The following is a 19885-nucleotide window of genomic DNA, read 5'->3' as shown; positions in this document are numbered from 1 at the left end:
CCAACAATCTGACACTCAGGAAAAGAAACATGCGCAAAACCCTTTTGCGGGCGGGCCTCGTGCTGCTCGCGTTCACCACGGTCGCCTCCGCCGAACCGATGAAGGTCACGCTGCTCGGCACCGGCGTGCCGACGCCGCGACCGACCAGCTTCAGCGCGTCGACGCTGGTGGAAGCAGGGAGCGAAAAACTGCTGTTCGATCTCGGCCGCGGCGCGACCATCCAGCTCTACAAGCTGAAGATTCCGCTCGGCGCGATCACCGCGAACTTCCTCACGCATCTGCATTCCGACCATGTCGTCGGCGTTCCCGACATGTGGCTGACCGGCTGGCTCGCCACGCCCTGGGCTTCGCGTAAGGGGCCGATGAAGCTCTTTGGCCCGAAGGGGACCGTCGCCATGACGGACAACCTCACCAAAGCTTTCGCCGACGACGTCCGCATCCGCATCGATGACGAGCACCTCGATCCAGTAGCGGTCACGTTCGCGGCAAAGGATATCGAAGCCGGGCGGGTCTATGAGAACAACGGCGTGAAAGTCAGCGCGATCGAGGTGAACCACGGTGAGAAGATCAAGCCTTCGTTCGGCTACATCGTCGAATATGCCGGCCACAAGGTCGTGCTGTCGGGCGACACCAGGTATGATGAGCGCGTCGCGAAGGCGGCCGAGGGCGCCGACCTGCTGATCCACGAGGTCGCGGTCATCGAGCCGGAGCTGCTGGTCAAAAATCCCGTCTACAAGGACATTCAGGCGCACCATACCTCGCCCGAGGAGGCCGGCCAGATCTTTGCGGCCGCCACGCCAAAACTCGCGGTCTATTCCCATATCGTGTTCGGCACGGTCAAGCCCGCGCCTGACATTCCCGAGGAGCCGCTGATTCTGCGCACGCGCACCGCTTACAAGGGGCCGTTGCTCGTCGGCCGTGACATGATGTCGTTCAGGATCGATGACACGGTGGAGGCGTTCTCGCCTGACGGCGCGAGGCTGGAGCCGTAAAGGCAGCGGCAATCAGACTTCCGTCAACAATCCCTGGCGCAGCGCCAGGCGGACCAGCTCGATGTCGGAGCCGACGCCGAGCTTGTCCTTGATCAGGGAATGCAGGTTCGCCACCGTCTTTGGACTGACATGCAGCGTCTCGGCAATCTCCTCCGTCGTGTTCTCGGCGAGCAGCAGCCGCAGCACCTCGAATTCGCGCGGCGTCAGCACGTCGGCGGCCGAGCTCTCGCCGCTGATGCGGCTGAGCGCAAGCTCGTGGTCGATGTCGGGGCTGATGGCGATCCTGCCGGCGAGCACGTCCTTGACCGCGCGCACCAGTGTCTCGGGCGGGCTGGTCTTGGTGACGTACCCCCTTGCACCGGCGCGGATCGCCTGCACCGCAAAGCCGGCATTTTCGTGCATGGTGAAGACGAGGATTCGTGCCGTCTTGTCCCACTGTCTGATCCGCCTGACCGCCTCGATGCCGCCGATGCCAGGCATGCTGAGATCCATGATGACGAGGTCGGGCGCTTCGGATTTGTACAGACGGTAGGCCTCCGCACCATCGGCCGCCTCGGCAACGACGCGCAGGCCCGGCTGCTTCTGGAGCACGGAGCGGTAGCCCTCGCGGACGACGGAATGGTCGTCGACCAGCAGGATGGTGGCGTCGGCCGCGCTCATGCCGCATGCTCCAGCGCATGCCGATCGGCGGCCGCGAGCGGAATGAACACGCGCAGTGCCGAGCCGTTAGGGCCGGTCTCAAAGCTCAGCCGGCCGCGCAGCGCGGCGACGCGCTCGCGCATGCCGAGCAGGCCCATGCCGGATTTGACGGAAGCCTCGTTCGGCCGGCCGTCGTCTTCGATCGCGAGCGCGATGTCATCGTCGGCCATCGTCAGATGCAGGCTGACCTTGGTTGCGCCGGCGTGCTTGGCCGCGTTGGTGAGCGCCTCCTGCACGATGCGGTAGAGATTGGCGCTGACCGAGGCAGGCACGCTCTCGAAGGCACCGTCGAACCGGATGTCGAAGCGGGGCTGGCCGCGGCTGCGGCCGTTCCACCCCGACACCAGTCCTTCGAGGCTCGCGACGAGGCCGAGTTCTTCGACATCGGGCGGCCGCAACCGGAACAGCGCGCCGCGCAGCGTCTCCATCATGCCGGTCGCGGTCCGGGCAATGCTGTCGCACTCTCCCAACAAGCCGGGACAGTCCTGCGCCGCAGTCTGGCGGGCGGACGCGGCAAGCGCGCGGATCGCGGCGAGTGACTGGCCGAACTCGTCATGCAGCTCGCGCGCGAGATGGCGGCGCTCCTCGTCCTGGAGCGCGATCAGCTTCCGCGTCAGCTCGTTGCGTTCAGCAAGCGCAGTGTCGAGACTTTCGGCGAGATGGTTGAAGACATCGCGGATGGCGGAGAGCTCGGCGAGGTCGAACGGCGGCAGCCGCGCGGTGAGGTCGCCGGCGGCGATCCGCTCGAGGCCGTCGCCGATCATGCGGGTGGGGCGCAGGGCGCGCGCCAGCGCGGCATAGACCAGCGCGCAGAGCAGCGGGAGCGCGATTGCAAGCGCGATCATCAGACGGCCGGCCTCGTGCCAGGCCTCGGCCGTCTGCACGGCCGCATCGACCGAGACCACGGTCTCGCCGAGCTTCGTTCCGCGGACGATCACAGGCCGTGCCGCCTCGCGGCCGGGGTCGAACAGGCTGCGATAGAAGGCGGCGAAGGCCTGCGGCGGCGGGCTCGCCGGGGCAGGCGCGCCACTACAGAAACGCTGGAGCATCTCACCGCTCACGCTCCGGAATCCAAGGCAGAGGCCGGGCGTCATCACATGGGCCGAAACCGGGTCAAGGTTCGGAAAGTCCGAGCGCGGGCTGGCCACCCACTGGACCTTGCCCTGTTGCAGCTCCAGCGTCTTCGCCACGATGGCGGCGATACTGTCGATGCGCGCAAGCGCTGCGCTGTTGGCCGTAACGAGGAAATAGGCGGAGATCGCGGCGAAGCAGACGGCCGATATGGCGGCCACGCGCAGCGTCAGACGGACCTTGAGATCGAACCTCGGGCGATTCCACATGGGGGCACCTGACGCGAACGGGTTTGTCGCGCCCTCATTAGAAGGCAGAACGCAAGCGGCGGGAAGCGTTCCCGCTTTGCCGCAGTGCAACGTCGTGAAATTTTCCCGGCATTCGTCGGGACGGCCGCGGCTGCATGGTGTCAGGCAACCCGTCCAGATTTGCGTGGCCGTTCCGTCCCATGAGGCCGTTTCATGCACCGTTCCGGGCTGATTGTCGTCTGTCTCCTCTTCGTCCTCTCTTGTTCGCGGGCCGTTGCCGAGGGGACGATTGGCGTTGCCATCGACGATTTCAGCTACACCGATACCTCGGCCGAGCCGATCAACCAGACCGCCGCCCACGAGCGACGGCTGGCGGCGTTCATGGCCGCGCTTCGAAGGGATATCGGCGCGGACCCGCGCTACCGCCTGGTTCCGTCCGCCCAGGACGGTGCGGCGTTCAAGGTCATCGGCGGCATCCAGAAGACCAGCACGCTGGTGCAATGGGCCAAGGTCGCCGTGATCGAAATCGGCTCCAAAAAGCTCGTGATGGACAAGCTCTACAGCTTCCGCGGCGACAATGATGAATCCTGGGAGCGGGCCGAGATCTTCGTGTCCCGCGAGGTCATGGCTGCGCTGGCAACGCCCGCGCCGGTTGCGCTGGCCGTGTTCGACTTCGAGCTCGAGGATACGACCGCCGCCCCGGCCGGCGCGTCGTCCGCTTCGGACGCCTCGTATCTCGCCGAGGTCACCGGTGGTGTGCGCGAGGTGCTCGGCCAATCCGGCCGCTACCGCATCGTCGATGTCGGCGGTGCGCGCGGCGAGGCGGCGAACAGGCGTGCCTTGCGCGATTGCGGCGGTTGCGAGGCGGCGATCGCGAAGGAGCTCGGCGCGGATCAGTCGTTGATCGGCGTGGTGCGGCGGGTGAGCCGCACCGAATACACGCTCGGCTTCCAGCTGCGCGATGCCAGGACCGGCACCGTGCTGGCGCTCGGCGACAGCGGCCTGCGCATGGGCGCGGACTATTCGTGGAAGCGCGGTGCCGTGCGGCTGGTCAGCGACCAGCTGATCGAGAGCCGATAGCGCTAGAACGTCAGCTGCACCTTCATCGACTGCGAGCGGTCGCTGGCGAGCTCGAAGGCGGTGACGGCGTTCTCGAACGGCATGGTCGCCGTGATCAGCGGCCTGACGTCGATCAGGCCTTCGCCCATCAACCGCACCGCGAGCTCGAACTCGGGATCGAAGCGGAAGGTGCCGCGGAGCTGCAATTCCTTGGCGACGATGGAGTTGATCGGCAGCGTCATCTCGCCGCCGAGACCAAGCTGCACCAGCGTCGCGCCCGGCCTGAGCACGTCGAGCGCGGCGCACAGCGCAGCCTGATTGCCCGAGGCTTCGAACAGCGTGTCGAACACGCCCTTGCCGGAGCGCCAGGGGTCGAACGCGCTAGCATTGCTCGCGACGTTGATGGCGTGCGTGGCGCCGAGCTTTTTCGCGACCGTGAGCGGTGCGTCCGCGACATCGGTGACGACGATCTCGGCGGCACCGCCGAAACGTGCGACGAGGATCATCAGCGCGCCGATCGGACCGCAGCCGGTGATCAGCACGCGTTTGCCGAGCAGAGGGCCGGCTTGCTTGCCGGCATGCAGGCAGACCGCCAGCGGCTCGGCGACCGCGGCTTCGGCGAGCGAGAGCTTCTCCGCGATCGGCACGGCCTGCGTCGCATCGACGGTGATGAATTCGCGAAAGCCGCCCTGCACATGGGGAAAGCGCATCGCGCTGCCGAGAAAGCGCATGTCCAGGCACTGGTTGCGCATGCCCTCCTGGCAATGCAGGCATTGGCCGCACGGCTTGCTCGGGTTGACCGCGACGCGTGAGCCGGGCTTCACGCTGGTGACGCCGTCACCGACGGAAGCGACGACGCCGGCGATCTCATGGCCCAGGGCCATCGGCTGCTGGATGCGGACGACGCCGAAGCCGCCGTGATGGTAATAATGCAGGTCCGAGCCGCAGATGCCGCCATTGGCGATCTTGACGCGGACCTCACCCGGGCCTGGGGCCGGATCGGGATAGCTCTCGATCCGCAGGTCCTTCGGGGCGTGAATGACGACGGCGCGCATGCTCTTGTTCCTCAGCGTGTGGCGGATCACATGGCGGCGATCATGCCGCCGTCGACATAGATGATCTGGCCGTTGACATAAGTCGAGGCGTCCGAGGCGAGGAAGATCGCAGCGCCGACCAGCTCCTCCGGCTTGCCCCAGCGTTTCGAGGGGATGCGGCCCATCAGCCAGTTGTTGAAGTCGGCGTTGTTGACCAACGCCTCGTTCATGTCGGTCAGCATGTAGCCGGGGCCGATCGCATTGGCCTGGATGCCGTGCTGCGCCCATTCCACCGCCATCGAGCGGGTCAGGTTCTTGATACCGCCCTTGGCCGCGGTGTAGGGCGCGATGGTGGGACGCGCGAGCTCGCTGCCGAGCGAGCCGATATTGATGATCTTGCCGTGCTTGCGCGGGATCATGCGCTTGGCCGCCTCGCGTCCGATCACGAAGGCGCTGGTGAGGTTCGTCTCGATCACCTTGCGCCATTCGTCGGTGGTAAACTCCACCAGCGGCTTGCGGTGCTGGATGCCGGCATTGTTGACGACGATGTCAACCGCAATGCCCTTTTTGTCGAAGTCATCGAACGCGGCGACGATCGCGGCTTCGTCGGTCACGTTGAAGGCGGCTCCTTCAGCCTGATAGCCGGCGGCGCGAAACTCGGCGACGGCCTGCTCGACGCGCTTGGGATCGACGCCATTGATGATGATCCTGGCGCCGGCCCTGGCCATGCCCTCGGCGATGGCGCGGCCGAGGCCGCGGGAGGAGCCGGTCACGAGCGCGGTGCGGCCGGAAAGATCGAAGAGGGAAGTGCTCATCTCGAGAAGTCCTCAGACGTTGGAACGGCGCACGGTGAGATCGGAGCGGTCGAATACGGCGGGAAGGAGATCGACGCCGAGGCCGGGTCCTTCCATCGGATAGACGTAACCGTCCTTGATCACAGGCATCGTGGTGACGAGCTCATTGTACCAGCCCTTGTAGAAGGCGCGCACCGATTCCTGGATCAGCGTGTTGGGCTGGCTGAACGACATGTGGATGGCGGCGATGAAGCCGATCGGGCCGATACAATCGTGCGGAGCAAAGGGCCGGTGATAGGTCTCGGCCATCGCCGCGATCTTGCGGCCCTCGGTGAGGCCGCCGGTCCAGCACAAATCCGCCATCACCACATGCATGGCGTCGCGGTCGAGCATGTCCTTGTAGGGAAAGCGCGAGCCCAGCGTCTCGCTGGCGCAGACCCAGACGTCGGTCGAGCGCGCATATTCGGCCAGCGCCTGCGGCGAGTTCATGCGGATCGGGTCTTCGTACCAGGTCGGCTTGTAGGGCTCGAGCGCGCGTGCGATCTGCTTTGCCGTCGGCAGATTCCATAGCGAGTGGAGCTCGACCATGATCTCCATCTTGTCGCCGACCGCCTTGCGGATCTTCTCGAACGGCTCGATCGCCTGCTTCATCTGCGCGGCGGTGATGTAGAGGCCTTTGTTCACCTGCGCCGCCGGATCGAACGGCCAGATCTTCATGGCGGAGATGCCGCTCTCCAAAAGGCTCTCGGCGAGCGCGTCGGCGCGATGCATGAAACCGTCGAGATCCTCGTAAGGCCCCTTGGAGGCGCCGAGATTCCAGTTCGCGACCGGGCTGATATTGGTCGAGCGGACATATTGCGTGCCGGCGCAGGTGTTGTAGATGCGCTGCTTGTCGCGGCAGAGGCCGCCGAGCATCTGGTGCACCGGCTGGCCGCAGACCTTCCCGAACAAATCCCACAGCGCGATGTCGATCGCGGAGGCTGCACGATATTCGACACCGGTCGAGGACTGCGCCATCGGCAGGTTCAGCATGTCGCGATGGATGGCTTCGATGTGCAGGGGATTGCGGCCGAGCAGGCGGCCGGCAAAGGTGTCGTGGATCTGCGCCTCGACCGCGCCCGCGCCGTAGAATGTCTCGCCGAGCCCGATCACACCCGTGTCGGTGTGAACGCGCACCCAGATGACGTTGGAAAATTCCTCGGTGCGCAGCGTCTCGATCGATGTGATCTTCACGGCAACAATCCTCCCATCAACAGACGTCCCGCGCCTGTCGTCTCATTTTGCGCTGCAACATATTGCAGGCCGTGCGGGAGTCTTACGCTGGCTTGTAATATATCACAACATGTTTTAAGGCTCGGACAAACACGGCGCCATCCATCGACGAGAGCGCGGCCGACGGGAGAGAACGACATGGCAAAGCGCAAGCGCGCGCTCGAGGTGGTGAGAAACGACGACGACGGCGAGGGCAAGCCCTCGCGGCGCAACCGGCTCAATTTCTTTGAGCTGGCCTACCAGAAGATCGAAGAGCTCCTGGTTCACTGCGAGCTCAAGCCCGGACAATTCATGACGATGCTGGAATTGCAGCACATCACCGGTTTCGGGCGCACACCGGTGCATCACGCCGTCAATCGTCTGTCAGCCGACACCCTCATCATCATCCGGCCCCGTCACGGCCTGCACATCGCGCCGATCGATCTTGCGCGCGAACGCATGCTGCTGGCCTTGCGCCGCGACATGGAGCGCTTCGTGATCCGCCTCGCGGCCGATCGCGCCAGCCTCTCGCATCGCAATCAGGCGCTGCACATCGAGCGTCTGCTGCGCGAGCGCAGCGCCAGCCTGACGCTCGACGAATTCAACAGCCTCGACCGTCGCATCGACGCGTTGGTGCTGGAGGCGGCCGGCGAGCCGTTCCTCGTGCATACGATGCGGCCACTGCACACGCTGTATCGGCGCATCGGTTACATCCACCACCGCTTCATGCCGGGGCAGGCGGATCTGTCGGGCACAATCGATCATCACCTCGCCATTCTCAGTGCCGTTGCTGGCCGCCATGTCGAGGATGCCGTGAAGGCGAGCGATGCCCTGATCGACTACATGGACTCGATGTTCACCGGCATGGAAGCGGGGATCGATCCGCGGCTGCTCGATTGCAGCATCGAGCCGCTGCTCGACACGTAGAGAGTTTCGAAGAGAGGACCAAGAAGAATGTCAACGATGGCTCTGCCACAACCGACCGCGAGCGAGGCCGCGGTCCGCTACCTCATCACGAACTACAGCCCCAAGGGCAACAAGGTCGGTTGGCTGATGATGGCCTCGATCCTGGTCGAGGCCTGGGATCTCTATTCGATCGCCTTCGTGCTGATCTTCATCAAGGAGCAGTACAATCCCGATCCGCTGATGCTGGGCCTTGCGGCGGCCGGCACGCAAGGCGGCGCCCTGATCGGTGCGCTGCTCGGCGGCTGGCTGTCCGACAAGATCGGCCGCCGCGTCATGTTTCTGGTGACGATGGTGATGTTCATCGTGCTGGCGCTGGCGCAGGCCTTCGTGCCTGATGTCGCCTGGCTCGTCGTGATCCGCTTCCTGCTCGGCATCCCGCTCGGCTCCGACATCTCGACCGGCTACACCTACATCATGGAATCTATGGCCAAGGGCGAGCGCGAGGTCATGGGCAACCGCTGGCAGTTCATGTTCGCCGTCGGTGAAGTGCTCACCATCGGCGTCATCGTGATCTTCCTCCTGATCGACATGAACCACGAGATGCTGTGGCGCGTGACGCTCGGTCTCGGCGCGGTACCGGCGCTGATCATCCTCATCATGCGGCACGACGTGCCGGAGACGGCGGTGTGGCTGGTGCAGAAGGGGCGTTACCGCGAGGCCAAGCAGGTCGCGCGCGAGATGTTCAACGACAATCTCGACATGCTGCCGGACCGGGACGTCCAGGTGCCGAAGGTCTCGACGCGTGCGTTTCTCGCCGACCTGAAGAAGGACCCGATCCGCTGGCGCGCCACCATCTACGGCTGGATCGCCTGCTTCGCGCAAGGCAGCGAATTCTCGACCTTCGCGTTCTACCTGCCGGTGCTGTTCGTGATGGTCGGCGTGTCGAGCGTGCTCGGCAACAACCTGGTGACGATGGGACTGTTCTGCTTTGCCGCGTTGTCCGGCTGGGTGGGTCCGCTGCTGACGCCGAAGATCGGCCATCGCGGTATCGCCATCGCCGGTTTCGGCATCGTGCTGGCTTCACTTCTGGTCGCGGCCTTCGCGCTTTACACCGACAACAAGATACTGCTGCCGTTCGCGGCCGCCGCCATGCTGTGGGGCCATTATTGGGACGCGTCGAACTGCATGACGATTCCGACCATGGTCGCCAAGCCGAAATATCGCGGCACCGCCAGCGGCTTCGCTTACATGTTCGTGAAGCTGCCGTCGTTTCTGGCGATCTTCCTGTTCCCGTCGCTGTTCGCGGCGATCGGGCAGGCCAACGCCACGCTGTTCGTCGCGATCTTTCCGCTGATCGGATTGCTCGCCGCGATCTTCATCCTGCCGGAAGTCTACGGCTACGAGAACGACTGATGTGTGACCCGGTCGCGGCCTTGTGGCCGCTATCGGGCTCCGTCCGCTACGGGCTCAGGAAGACGGGATCGATCCCGGTGCCATGGCCGAGCTGGCCGATGGCCTGAAGCTGGGCCGTGTGCACGTCCATCTCCAGGATGGCGAACAAGGCCAGCAGCACCACGACGGAGAAGACGAGCAGGGGATGGGACGTCTCCGTGCGGCCTTGGCCGGGCGCGACGAAGCCTTGAATGCCGCGACGCAGTGAGAACCTCTGTGGCAGCGACTTTGATCGAATCTGCATGATCAACCTTCCTTGCCGCGACCTGTCTGAAGCTCGCGACAAGTGAACTCTAGCCGTCGCCGCAATGCCGGCCTTGATGCACCGCAAACGGCTGAACTTATTTGGCCGGCGCGCCTTGCCGCTACCTGATGGCAGCTGCCAGTGCACCGATCAAGGCAGGCGGCGTCACCAGCAGACCGAGCTTGAGGAACGGCCAGGCGCCGACCTCGATCTTCTCCCGCCGGAGCGCGACCAGCCAGAGGATGGTAGCGAGCGATCCCGTCACCGACAGATTAGGCCCGAGATCGACGCCGATCAGGATGGCGCTGACGACCGGCGCGGGCAGATGATCGCTTGCGGCGACCGAGCCGGCGACGAGGCCGACCGGAAGGTTGTTGGCGATGTTGTCGGCGATCGCTGTGGCGATGCCGACGCTCCAGGCTGCCTGGGGCACCGATTGCGCGACCGCTTGGTGCAGCAGCGCGCTCAACTGCGCGATCACGCCGGTCTTCACCAGCGCTTCCACCATCACAAAGAGCCCGCCGACCAGCGGCAGCACGCTCCAGGAGACGCCGTGCAGCACGGGCAAAGGCGATTGCCGGTTGATCAGCAGCACGATCGCTGCCGTCGCGACGCCGCAGATGAAGGTCGGCAGGCCCAGTTGCCTGTCCAGCGCTGACGCGGTCACCAGCACGATGCCGATCGCGACGATGCCTATTGCCGTGAGCTTGCCGCCGCGTCCAAGCTTCGGGTGCGGCACGCTGCGGGCGATCGTCTCCTCCTTGAGCGCGCGGTGCTGGCTGAGGCGCAGGACCACGTAAGTGAGCAGGATCGAGGCCGCCGAGGGCAGGGCGAACAGGCGCAGCCATTCGGTGAGGTGCGGCATGCGCGCGCCGAACACGACGAGATTGGCCGGATTGGAGATCGGCAGCACGAAGCTTGCGGCATTGGCAATGAAGGCGCAGACGAACAGATAGGGCAGCGGCTTTGCGCCGGCCGCGCGCGTTGCGGCATAGACGGCCGGGGTCAGCACGATCGCGGTGGCATCGTTGGAGAGCAGCACGGTGACGAGTGTGCCGACGAGGTAGATCAGCAGGAACAGCCGCTGCGGTGAGCCGCGTGCATACTCCACCGCAACCGCGGCGAGATAATCGAATAGGCCTTCGAGCCGCGCCAGCTCTGCGATCAGCATCATGCCGATCAGGAAGAGATAGACGTCGACGCCCTTCTCGATACCGGTCAACGCATCCGGCCACGGCAGCAAACCAAACAGCAGCAGCGCGCCGGCGCCGATCACGGCCCAGAGCGCCTCGGGCAGGCGAAAGGGCCGGACGATGACGCCTGCGGTCGCGACGACGATGATGCTCCAGGTCCAGATGGCGTCAGACGGCACGGTTCAGTTCTCGAATGGGAATGGAGTCATTCGGCAGCGATAGCCGATGCGGGCGCCGCTGTCTTCCCCCGCGGGCGCGGATCGCCATCGTCGCCTTGCCGCGTTTCGGGCAAGGCGAGGAGGCAGATCACCGCACCGATCGCCGCCACGGCGCCGAGCGTGATGAATGCTGCGCTGTAACCGGCGCCGACCACGACCAGGCCCGCCAGTGTCGTCGACAGCGCCGCACCAATGCTCTGGGCCGTGATGACGGCGCCCTGTGCGACGTTGAAGCGGCCGGTGTTGCGCATCAGGTCGGCGACGATGACGGGGAAGATTGCCCCGAAAATGCCGGCGCCGACGCCATCCAGCAGCTGTACGGCGACCAGCCAGAACGGATTGTCGGAGAGTGTATAGAGCGCACCGCGGATCGGCAGGATCAACAATGCGGCGAGGAAGAACCGCTTGTGTCCCCAGCGGTCGGCCCGCGCGCCGACCAGCGCCGCGAACGGAACCATCACCACTTGCGCCGCAACGATGCATGCCGACATCAGACTGGTGCCGATGTTCTTGTCCTGGAGCGCGAGCTTCTGTCCGACCAGCGGCAGCATCGCCGCGTTGGAGAGATGAAACAGAACGACGCAGACAGCGAATATGAGCAGAGGACGGCAGCTCAGGAGCACGCCAAGTCCCGAAGGTTGTTCGGGTCCGCCATTGATACGAGAGTGGTGCAGTCCGCGCGCGAGATCGTGGTCGATGGCCCGTTCGGGGATTGCCAGGATGCTGACGAGGCTCGCGATCGCCATGGCGCCGAGAAGGTAGAACACGACGGTCGGTCCGAACCAATAGGCGGAGAGGCCGGCGATGCCCGCCGCGACGGCGTTGCCGGCGTGGTTGAAAGTCTCGTTGCGGCCGATGCGCCGGGTAAATGCGGCATGCCCGAAGATGCCAAGCGAGACAGCGGCGATCGCGGGTGGAAAGACCACGGCGGCGGCTTGCGCGATGCCTTGCGAGATTATCACCGGCAGGAGGTTGGGGAACCACGGCAGTGAGAGCGAGGCGAGGGTCACCAGAATCGCAGCGGCCACCATCACCAGCCGCTTCGCCCGCGTGCCGTCAAGCAGCGCGCCGGCCGGCGTCTGTGCGACGATGCCGGCGATCGTCGCGATCGACATCACAAGGCCGATGCGAGCTTCGTTCCAATGCTGCTCGGTGAGAAGATAGACCGCGAGATAAGGGCCGAGCCCGTCGCGGACGTCGGCGAGGAAGAAATTGGCAGCGTCCAGCGCGCGGCCGGCGCGCCTCGCCTGATCAAGGTCTTGGCTCGACATGCATCTCTCGATCGAGGCTCAAATTTGTCCGGCCGGCACCGACGGTACGGCTTGAGCTGTGAACGTTCTATCTGCGAACGGCGGTCCGCCGAACACACCGCTGTCGTTCCGGACAAGCAGCCGCGGTTATCCGGAGGACGGGGACAGGCAATCACCGCGCCACCGACAGTTTCTCCGTGATCGCCTTGCGTAATATGCGCGACAGCGACTCCACAGAGTAGGGCTTCTGGATCAGTTCGAAGCCGCGATGGGCGCTTTCGGCGAGCACGTTGCTGTAGCCGCTGGTGAGCACCACGGGCAGGCCCGGATAGCGCTCGCGGATGATGCCGGCAAGCTCGACACCGTTCATTCCGGGCATGATGACGTCGGAGAACACGAGGTCGACGGCAAATTCGTTCTCGCCGAGAATCGCCAGTGCCGCGTTGGCGTTGGCGACGCGGCGGACGACATAGCCGAGATCCTCCAGGAGTTCGGTGGAGAAGCGACCGACTTCGTCGTCGTCCTCGACCACGAGCACGCGATAGCCGCGTCCGGTCGCCGTGACCTCATGGGTCAGTGCCGCGGCTTCCTTGTCCGTCGCGGGACTTTGGGCCTGCGGCAGATAGATGGTGAAGGTTGCGCCTTTGCCTTGCGTGCTCGTCACCGCGATGTCGCCCTCGGACTGTTTTGCGAAGCCGAAGGCCTGGCTGAGGCCAAGGCCGGTGCCCTTGCCGACCTCCTTTGTGGTGAAGAACGGCTCGAAGATCTGTTCGAGATGTTCCGGCGCGATGCCGCTTCCGGTGTCGGTGACGGAGATGGCGACGAAGTCGCCGCTGCGCGCCGATTGCGCGCGCAGCTGAGGGATACCATGGACCTTGCGCACGGCGATGGTGAGGTGGCCTTCGCCATTCATCGCATCGCGGGCGTTGATGGCGAGGTTGATCAGCGCGGTCTCGAACTGGGCGATGTCGGCCACGGTGAAGCAATCGGGATCCTGAACCTCCACGGCGATCTCGATGCGGCCGCCGGCCAGCGGCCGGACCAGCTGCGCCACGCCTTCGACCTGGCTGCCGACGTTGAAGATCTGCGGCTTCAGCGGCTGCCGGCGCGCGAACGCCAGAAGCTGCGCGGTCAGCTTGGAGGCGCGCTCGACCGTCTCGGAGATGGCGTCGACATAGCGGCGGCGGCGTTCCTCCGGCAGCTCGCGGCGGCGCAGGAAGTCGGTGGCGGAGCGGATGATGGTGAGGAGATTGTTGAAGTCGTGCGCGACGCCGCCGGTGAGCTGGCCGATCGCCTCCATCTTCTGCGATTGCCGCAGCGCTTCCTCGCCGCGGCGGCGCTCGGTGACGTCGACCGCCTCGGGCACCGCGCCGGTGATGTTGCCGTGGCGGTCGAGCACGGGCCGCATGCCGAAATCGAAATCGCGCTCGCCAATGGGAAGGCGCAGGCGCATCTCCAGCCGCACCGCTTCGCCTTTGAGCACCTTGTCGAAGGCTTCTCGCACGGCGACACTCATGCCGTCCGTGCCGGTGAACCAGGGCGTGTCCCAGAGCGGCTTTCCGATCACATCCGACGAGCACGCCTTGATGCCATCCAGCGCGGTCTTGTTGGCGTAAAGCAGCTCGCCGCTGAGATTGACCAGGCCCTGATACTGATTGCTGGTCTCCAGGATCGCGCGCAGCCGTGCCTCGTTGGATTCGAGCTCGGCGGTGCGCTCGGCAATGCGCTGCTCCAGCGTCTCGTTGAGCTGCCTGAGCTCGATCTCGGCCTGCTTGGCGACGGTGATGTCGTGGGCGACGCCGATGAAGCCGATATGCTTGCCTGTCGGGTCCCAGCGCGGCTGCGATTCCGATCGAAGCCACCGCCATTCGCCGCTTGCGTTCCTGTAACGCGCTTCCAGCACGAAGGGTTTGAGGGATGCTTCACCCTGGACGGATTGCTGGAGCACGTGCGGCAGGTCGTCGGGATGCAGCACCTTGCGCCAGTCGAAGTCGATGGCCTGATCGTAGGGAAGGCCGACGAAATCGACATAGGCCTGGTTGGCGAAGGACCGCTTGCGATCGAGCTTGGTGACCCAGATCGGCACCGGCGCGCTGTCGGCGATCAGCCTAAAGCGCTCCTCGCTCTCGCGCAGCGTCTCGCGCGCCAGCGCCTGGTCGGTGATGTCGATATGGGCGCCGACCAGGCGGATGGCGCGGCCGTCCTTGTCGCGCTCGATCTTGGCGACGACCCGAATCCAGCGGGTCTCGCCGTCGCTGGGGCGGATGATGCGGTATTCGGCGCTGTAGTCTTCGCTCGTTCCGGCGAGCGCCTCGAAGAAATGCTTGACGGACGCCTCGCGGTCGTCGGGATGGATGCGATTGACCCAATCCTCGTGCGACTCCTCGGCAGCTTCCGGCGGCAGGCCGTGGATGATCAGATATTCGGGCGAGCGACGGTTCTTGAAGCCTTCGCGGAAATCGACCTCGACGCCGCCGACCTTGCCGATACGCTGGATGCGCGCCAGCTCGGCCTCGCGTTCCTGGAGCGCGCGATAGGCGTTATCGCGCTCGCGCGCGACGGCTTCGAGGTGCTGGCGCAGCCTTTCGGCGGCGATGGTCTCGGGCAAGGGATCGTTCAAGGCATCGGCCGTTGTGATGCGGGTGCGCACGTGCCGGACCGATATTCACACAGACGGAACGTGATGGCCATTGTTTAGAGGGCAAAGTATCGGAAAATAGGAGCGCGTGCCTGCACGCGAAGAACGACGCGGTGGCAACGTCTGGCCTGGCAATTTGTTCCGGAAACTGGAACGATCGGCTGATCGAGGCGTCTTCGCGAGGTGCCAATCCTCTCATAAAAATCCCTTTCCAAAGAGGCTAAATCTTGAAGCTCTTCGTCTGTCAGGCCTGCGGCAACGTTCTCTATTTCGAGAATCGTGCCTGCGAACGTTGCGGCCATCGTGTCGCCTTCCTGCCGGAGAAGGAGACAATGTCGGCGATCGAGCCCGACGGAGAAGCCTGGAGGACATTGGCCGACAATGGCGAAAGCCGGATGCTGTGCCGCAATGCCGAGTACGACGCCTGCAACTGGCTGACAGATACGGGCGATACCACCGGATATTGCCGCGCCTGCCGCCACAATGGGACAGTACCGAACCTTTCCGATCCGGCGCAGCTTGCTGGATGGCGTGAGCTGGAGGTGGCCAAGCACCGTCTATTCTATTCCCTGATCCGCTGGAGGCTGCCGCTCCAGACCCGGCAGGACAATCCCGGGCATGGGCTGATCTTCAATTTCCTAGCCGACGATCCGAACAGCGGAGAGAAGGTCATGACTGGCCACGACAGCGGCCTGATCACGATTGCGCTCAAGGAGGCGGACGACATCGAGCGCGAGCGGCGCAGGCTCGAGATGGGCGAGCCCTACCGGACGCCGCTCGGGCATTTCCGCCACGAGGTCGGGCACTACTTTTGGGATGTGCTGGTGCGGGACGGCGGCAAGCTGAACCAATGTCGCGCCGTGTTCGGCGACGATTCCGTTGATTACGGTCAGGCCTTGCAGCGGCACTATGCCGAAGGCCCGCCGCCGCACTGGCAGCAGAGCTATGTCTCGGCCTACGCCACGACGCATCCCTGGGAAGACTTTGCCGAGACCTGGGCGCACTACCTCCACATCGTCGACACGCTGGAGATGGCCGCCGAGTTCGGCATGGAGGTGCGCCCCAGGGTCGACCGTGATGGGGAACTGACGGCGCGCATCCGCTTCAACCCTTACGAGGCAAGGGATATCGAGGCGCTGGTCAACGCATGGCTGCCCTTCACCTTCGCCATGAACAGCGTCAACCGCGCCATGGGCCTGCGCGACCTCTATCCCTTCATCCTGTCGCCCGCGGTGGTCGCCAAACTCGGCTTCATTCACGGCCTGGTCCGGGACGTGGCCAAGGCCGGGAAGCCCCGGGAAGCGGCACGGAGTCCCTAGGGCTCGCCGGGCCCATTTCGGTCTTGTGCTGGTACGCCAGAGGCCCCGGATTTAGACCGTTGCCTCCGGCCCATTTTGATGTACCACGGGAGCCACACGGCCCGTCCCCATAGGCTCCAACGGCCAGGAGACGGGTCCCGCCCAAGGTCGAGACTCAAGAAAAGCATGTTCAAACGGATTCTGATCGCCAATCGCGGCGAAATCGCCTGCCGGGTCATCAAGACCGCCCGCAAGATGGGAATTCAGACGGTCGCGGTCTATTCCGAGGCCGACCGCGATGCCCTCCATGTCGAGATGGCCGACGAGGCGGTGCTGATCGGGCCGCCCGCGGCGGCCGAGAGCTACCTGGTGATCGAGAAGATCGTCGAGGCCTGCCGCAAGACGGGCGCGCAAGCCGTGCATCCCGGCTACGGCTTTTTGTCCGAGCGCGAGGCGTTTCCGCGTGCGCTGGAGGCGGCCGGCATCGTCTTCATCGGCCCCAACCCCGGCGCGATCGCGGCGATGGGCGACAAGATCGAATCCAAGAAGGCGGCGGCCAAGGCCGACGTTTCGACCGTGCCGGGCTTTCTCGGCGTGATCGAAGACGCCAAGCATGCGGTCAGGATCGCCGACGCGATCGGCTATCCCGTGATGATCAAGGCCTCCGCCGGTGGTGGCGGCAAGGGCATGCGGATCGCCCACTCGACCCAGGAGGTCGAGGAGGGATTTGGGCTGGCAAAAGCGGAAGCAAAGGCCTCGTTCGGCGATGACCGCGTCTTCATCGAAAAGTTCATCGTCGATCCCCGCCACATCGAGATCCAGGTGCTGGGCGACAAGCACGGCAACGTGATCTATCTCGGCGAGCGCGAATGCTCGATCCAGCGCCGCAACCAGAAGGTCATCGAGGAGGCGCCGTCGCCGCTGCTGGACGAAGCCACCCGCCGCAAGATGGGCGAGCAGGCCGTGGCGCTGGCCAAGGCCGTGAATTACGATTCCGCCGGCACGGTCGAGTTCGTCGCAGGGCAGGACAAGAGCTTTTACTTCCTGGAGATGAACACGCGCCTCCAGGTCGAGCATCCGGTCACCGAGCTCGTCACGGGCGTCGATCTGGTCGAGCAGATGATCCGTGTCGCGAGCGGCGAGAAGCTCGCCATCGCGCAGAAGGACGTCACGCTGACCGGCTGGGCGGTGGAATCCCGCCTCTACGCCGAAGATCCGTTCCGCAACTTCCTGCCCTCGATCGGGCGGCTCGTGAAGTATCGCCCGCCGGCGGAAGCCAGCAAGGACGGCATCACCATCCGCAACGACACCGGCGTGCAGGAGGGGGGCGAGATTTCCATCCACTACGATCCGATGATCGCCAAGCTCGTCACGCATGCGCCGTCGCGCGCGGCCGCGATCGAGGCGCAGGCCACCGCGCTGGACTCGTTCTACGTCGACGGCATCAGGCACAACATCCCGTTCCTGTCCGCGCTGATGCACCATCCGCGCTGGCGCGAGGGACGGCTCTCGACCGGCTTCATCGCCGAGGAATTTCCCAAGGGCTTTGCGGTGCGCGTGCCCGAAGGCGAGGTGGCGCGGCGGATCGCAGCGGTCGGCGCCGCCATCGATCACGTGCTGGGCGAGCGCAAGCGGCAGATCTCCGGCCAGATGGGTGGACGCGTCGTGCAGCGCGAGCGGCGTCGCGCGGTCTGGCTCGATCGCGAGGAGATCCTGCTCGAGGTCGGACGCGAGGGCGAGGCGATCGCGATCCGTTTCATCGATTCCGACGGCAAGGCCGGCAGTGCGCATCTGTTGCAGTCGCCGTGGAAGCCGGGCGATCCGGTCTGGCAGGGCACCATCGACGGCCACTTCGTCGCGGTGCAGGCGCGCCCGATTGCCAACGGCATCCGCCTCGCGCATCAGGGCGTCGAGGTGCCGGTCTATGTCTGGACCGAAGCCGAGGCGACTTCGGCGCGGCTGATGCCGGTGACGACGGCCTCCGACACCGGCAAGAAGCTGCTCTGCCCGATGCCCGGCCTCGTGGTCTCGATCGCGGTGACCGAGGGGCAGGAGGTCAAGGCTGGCGAGACGCTCGCGGTGGTCGAAGCCATGAAGATGCAGAACGTGCTGCGCGCAGAGCAGGACGGCACGGTGAAGAAAATCCACGCCAGCGCGGGCGCGACGCTGGCGGTGGACGCGCTGATCCTGGAGTTTGCGTAAGCGCTCTGGAGCACAATAGTCGACCCTCACCCTGAGGCGCCGCGCTTGCGCGGCGTCTCGAAGGGCGAGGAATTGAGAGTGAGGCAACCATGGCCTTTCGTTCCCGCCGCGAGAAACTTCGCTCCATCCTGTCGGGCGGGACTTGTGTCCATCCGGGCTCGGTCTACGACGCCATCTCGATCCGTATTGCCGAGGACCTCGGGTTTCCGGTCGGCATGTTCGGGGGATCAGTGGCTTCGCTCGCCGTGCTCGGCGACCCCGATATCACGCTGATCACGCTCACCGAGCTTGCCGAGCAGATGCGGCGGATGTCCCGAGCCGCAACGCTCCCCGTTCTGGTCGACGCCGATCATGGCTACGGCAATGCGCTGAACGTGCGCCGCACGGTCCAGGAGCTTGAGATGGCGGGCGCGGCCGGCCTCACCATCGAGGACACGCTGCTGCCGGCTGCCTTTGGCGAAACCAAGACGCAGCTGATCTCGCTCGAAGAAGGCGTCGGCAAGATGAAAGCGGCGCTTGCCGGCCGCAGCGATCCGTCGCTGGTGATCATGGGCCGCACGGGCGCTGCCGCGATCACCTCGATCGAGGATGCGGTTCGCCGCGCCAAGGCCTACGAAGAGACCGGGGTCGATGCGTTGTTCTTCACCGGCATCACGTCGCGCGCCGAACTCGAGGCCATCGCATCCGCCACGCGCCTGCCGATCGTGCTCGGCGGCGCGCAGGAGGAATTGAACGCGCTCGATTACCTTGCAAGCCGGCGCGTACGCATCGCGCTGCAGGGTCATGCACCGATCGCCGCCGCGACGCAGGCCGTCTACGAGACGCAGAAAGCCTTGCGCGAGGGCACGGCGCCGAAAAGTCTCAAGAGCCTGGCATCGTCGGAGCTGATGGCCCGTGTCATGCGCGAGAGCGAGGCCAGGGCGCGCAGCGCCGATGTCCTCGGACTCACAAAATGAGCCGGGCAATTCTCCAGGTCATGATCCGCGGACGCGTGCAGGGCGTCGGCTATCGGGCTTGGGTCGAGTATCAGGCGACGACGAGCGGCCTCGAAGGCTGGGTCCGCAACCGTCGCGACGGCAGCGTGGAAGCGCTGTTCGCCGGCGCGCCGAAGCACGTTGCCGACATGGTCGCGCTGTGCCGCCACGGCCCGCCGTCCTCGCGCGTCGACAGTGTCACGAGTGAAACCGCGAGCGTGGATGAGCTGAATCTGCGCCGGCCAGGAGAGGCGTTCTCGGTGTTGCCGACGGCGTAAACGCTCACAAGAAGTGGTCAGGCCCGGGCAGAAGGGACAAGCCCGGCCATGAGGGAGAGGAGGCTTAGGTGCCTCAAGCTCTCG

General features: G+C 65.2%; 17 protein-coding genes. 8 read left to right on the top strand and 9 right to left on the bottom strand.

Annotated elements, in window-relative coordinates:
* Positions 1 to 29: 29 nt before the first annotated feature.
* Positions 30 to 992, top strand: coding sequence for an MBL fold metallo-hydrolase (locus tag ABIG06_RS34785; protein WP_370140255.1), 963 nt, complete (start codon positions 30 to 32; stop codon positions 990 to 992).
* A gap of 12 nt (positions 993 to 1004) precedes the next feature.
* Here the strand turns inward: ABIG06_RS34785 and ABIG06_RS34780 are convergent, their stop codons facing one another.
* Both ABIG06_RS34780 and ABIG06_RS34775 read right to left on the bottom strand, forming a co-directional pair.
* A complete protein-coding gene (locus ABIG06_RS34780) occupies positions 1005 to 1652 on the bottom strand; it encodes a response regulator (RefSeq protein ID WP_124157752.1) in 648 nt (215 codons plus the stop codon).
* The gene (locus ABIG06_RS34775) at positions 1649 to 3031 is read right to left on the bottom strand and encodes a sensor histidine kinase (protein WP_370140253.1); all 1383 of its coding nucleotides are present in this window, start codon (positions 3029 to 3031) and stop codon (positions 1649 to 1651) included. Before ABIG06_RS34775 ends, ABIG06_RS34780 begins: the two co-directional genes overlap by 4 nt.
* Positions 3032 to 3223: 192 nt before the next feature.
* Here ABIG06_RS34775 and ABIG06_RS34770 point away from each other — a divergent pair, with 192 nt between their 5' ends.
* Entirely contained in the window at positions 3224 to 4090 is an 867-nt protein-coding gene (locus tag ABIG06_RS34770; RefSeq protein ID WP_370140252.1) for a DUF3280 domain-containing protein, read from the top strand.
* A gap of 2 nt (positions 4091 to 4092) precedes the next feature.
* On the opposite strand, the gene ABIG06_RS34765 is transcribed toward ABIG06_RS34770, so the two are convergent.
* The 3 genes from ABIG06_RS34765 to ABIG06_RS34755 are packed head-to-tail and all read right to left on the bottom strand — an operon-like array spanning position 4093 to position 7130.
* The gene (locus tag ABIG06_RS34765; protein WP_370140251.1) at positions 4093 to 5124 is read right to left on the bottom strand and encodes an L-idonate 5-dehydrogenase; all 1032 of its coding nucleotides are present in this window, start codon (positions 5122 to 5124) and stop codon (positions 4093 to 4095) included.
* Positions 5125 to 5150: 26 nt separating this feature from the next.
* Entirely contained in the window at positions 5151 to 5918 is a 768-nt protein-coding gene (locus ABIG06_RS34760) for an SDR family oxidoreductase (protein ID WP_370140250.1), read from the bottom strand.
* A 12-nt stretch (positions 5919 to 5930) separates the two neighbouring features.
* The gene (locus ABIG06_RS34755; protein WP_199751256.1) at positions 5931 to 7130 is read right to left on the bottom strand and encodes a mandelate racemase/muconate lactonizing enzyme family protein; all 1200 of its coding nucleotides are present in this window, start codon (positions 7128 to 7130) and stop codon (positions 5931 to 5933) included.
* Between the two features lie 177 nt (positions 7131 to 7307).
* On the opposite strand from ABIG06_RS34755, the gene ABIG06_RS34750 reads away from it, so the two are divergent.
* Both ABIG06_RS34750 and ABIG06_RS34745 read left to right on the top strand, forming a co-directional pair.
* On the top strand, positions 7308 to 8075 hold the full coding sequence (locus ABIG06_RS34750) for a GntR family transcriptional regulator (protein WP_370140249.1): 768 nt from the start codon (positions 7308 to 7310) through the stop codon (positions 8073 to 8075).
* Positions 8076 to 8102: 27 nt separating this feature from the next.
* Positions 8103 to 9467 (top strand): MFS transporter, encoded by a 1365-nt coding sequence (locus ABIG06_RS34745; protein WP_124157759.1) that lies wholly within the window; start codon positions 8103 to 8105, stop codon positions 9465 to 9467.
* Positions 9468 to 9513: 46 nt separating this feature from the next.
* Here the strand turns inward: ABIG06_RS34745 and ABIG06_RS34740 are convergent, their stop codons facing one another.
* The 4 genes from ABIG06_RS34740 to ABIG06_RS34725 form a co-directional block, all read right to left on the bottom strand.
* Positions 9514 to 9750, bottom strand: coding sequence for a hypothetical protein (locus ABIG06_RS34740; protein ID WP_370140248.1), 237 nt, complete (start codon positions 9748 to 9750; stop codon positions 9514 to 9516).
* A gap of 121 nt (positions 9751 to 9871) precedes the next feature.
* Positions 9872 to 11122 (bottom strand): arsenic transporter, encoded by a 1251-nt coding sequence (locus ABIG06_RS34735; RefSeq protein WP_424578545.1) that lies wholly within the window; start codon positions 11120 to 11122, stop codon positions 9872 to 9874.
* Positions 11123 to 11148: 26 nt separating this feature from the next.
* A complete protein-coding gene (locus tag ABIG06_RS34730) occupies positions 11149 to 12432 on the bottom strand; it encodes an MFS transporter (protein ID WP_124157762.1) in 1284 nt (427 codons plus the stop codon).
* Between the two features lie 151 nt (positions 12433 to 12583).
* Entirely contained in the window at positions 12584 to 15061 is a 2478-nt protein-coding gene (locus ABIG06_RS34725; protein ID WP_370140247.1) for a PAS domain-containing hybrid sensor histidine kinase/response regulator, read from the bottom strand.
* A gap of 215 nt (positions 15062 to 15276) precedes the next feature.
* Here ABIG06_RS34725 and ABIG06_RS34720 point away from each other — a divergent pair, with 215 nt between their 5' ends.
* The 4 genes from ABIG06_RS34720 (at position 15277) to ABIG06_RS34705 (ending at position 19801) form a co-directional block, all read left to right on the top strand.
* On the top strand, positions 15277 to 16368 hold the full coding sequence (locus tag ABIG06_RS34720; RefSeq protein WP_370140246.1) for a zinc-binding metallopeptidase family protein: 1092 nt from the start codon (positions 15277 to 15279) through the stop codon (positions 16366 to 16368).
* Between the two features lie 165 nt (positions 16369 to 16533).
* The gene (locus ABIG06_RS34715; RefSeq protein WP_370140245.1) at positions 16534 to 18549 is read left to right on the top strand and encodes an acetyl-CoA carboxylase biotin carboxylase subunit; all 2016 of its coding nucleotides are present in this window, start codon (positions 16534 to 16536) and stop codon (positions 18547 to 18549) included.
* Positions 18550 to 18638: 89 nt separating this feature from the next.
* Positions 18639 to 19505, top strand: coding sequence for an isocitrate lyase/PEP mutase family protein (locus ABIG06_RS34710; protein ID WP_370140244.1), 867 nt, complete (start codon positions 18639 to 18641; stop codon positions 19503 to 19505).
* Positions 19502 to 19801: an acylphosphatase gene (locus ABIG06_RS34705; RefSeq protein ID WP_124157767.1), complete on the top strand. Its 300-nt coding sequence runs from the start codon at positions 19502 to 19504 to the stop codon at positions 19799 to 19801. The genes ABIG06_RS34710 and ABIG06_RS34705 overlap by 4 nt, the downstream gene beginning before the upstream one ends.
* The last annotated feature ends 84 nt before the right edge of the window (positions 19802 to 19885 follow it).

Origin of the sequence: Bradyrhizobium sp. USDA 326 (assembly GCF_049739485.1) — a bacterium.
Lineage (GTDB): Bacteria > Pseudomonadota > Alphaproteobacteria > Rhizobiales > Xanthobacteraceae > Bradyrhizobium.
This window is presented reverse-complemented; position numbering and strand designations above follow the sequence as displayed.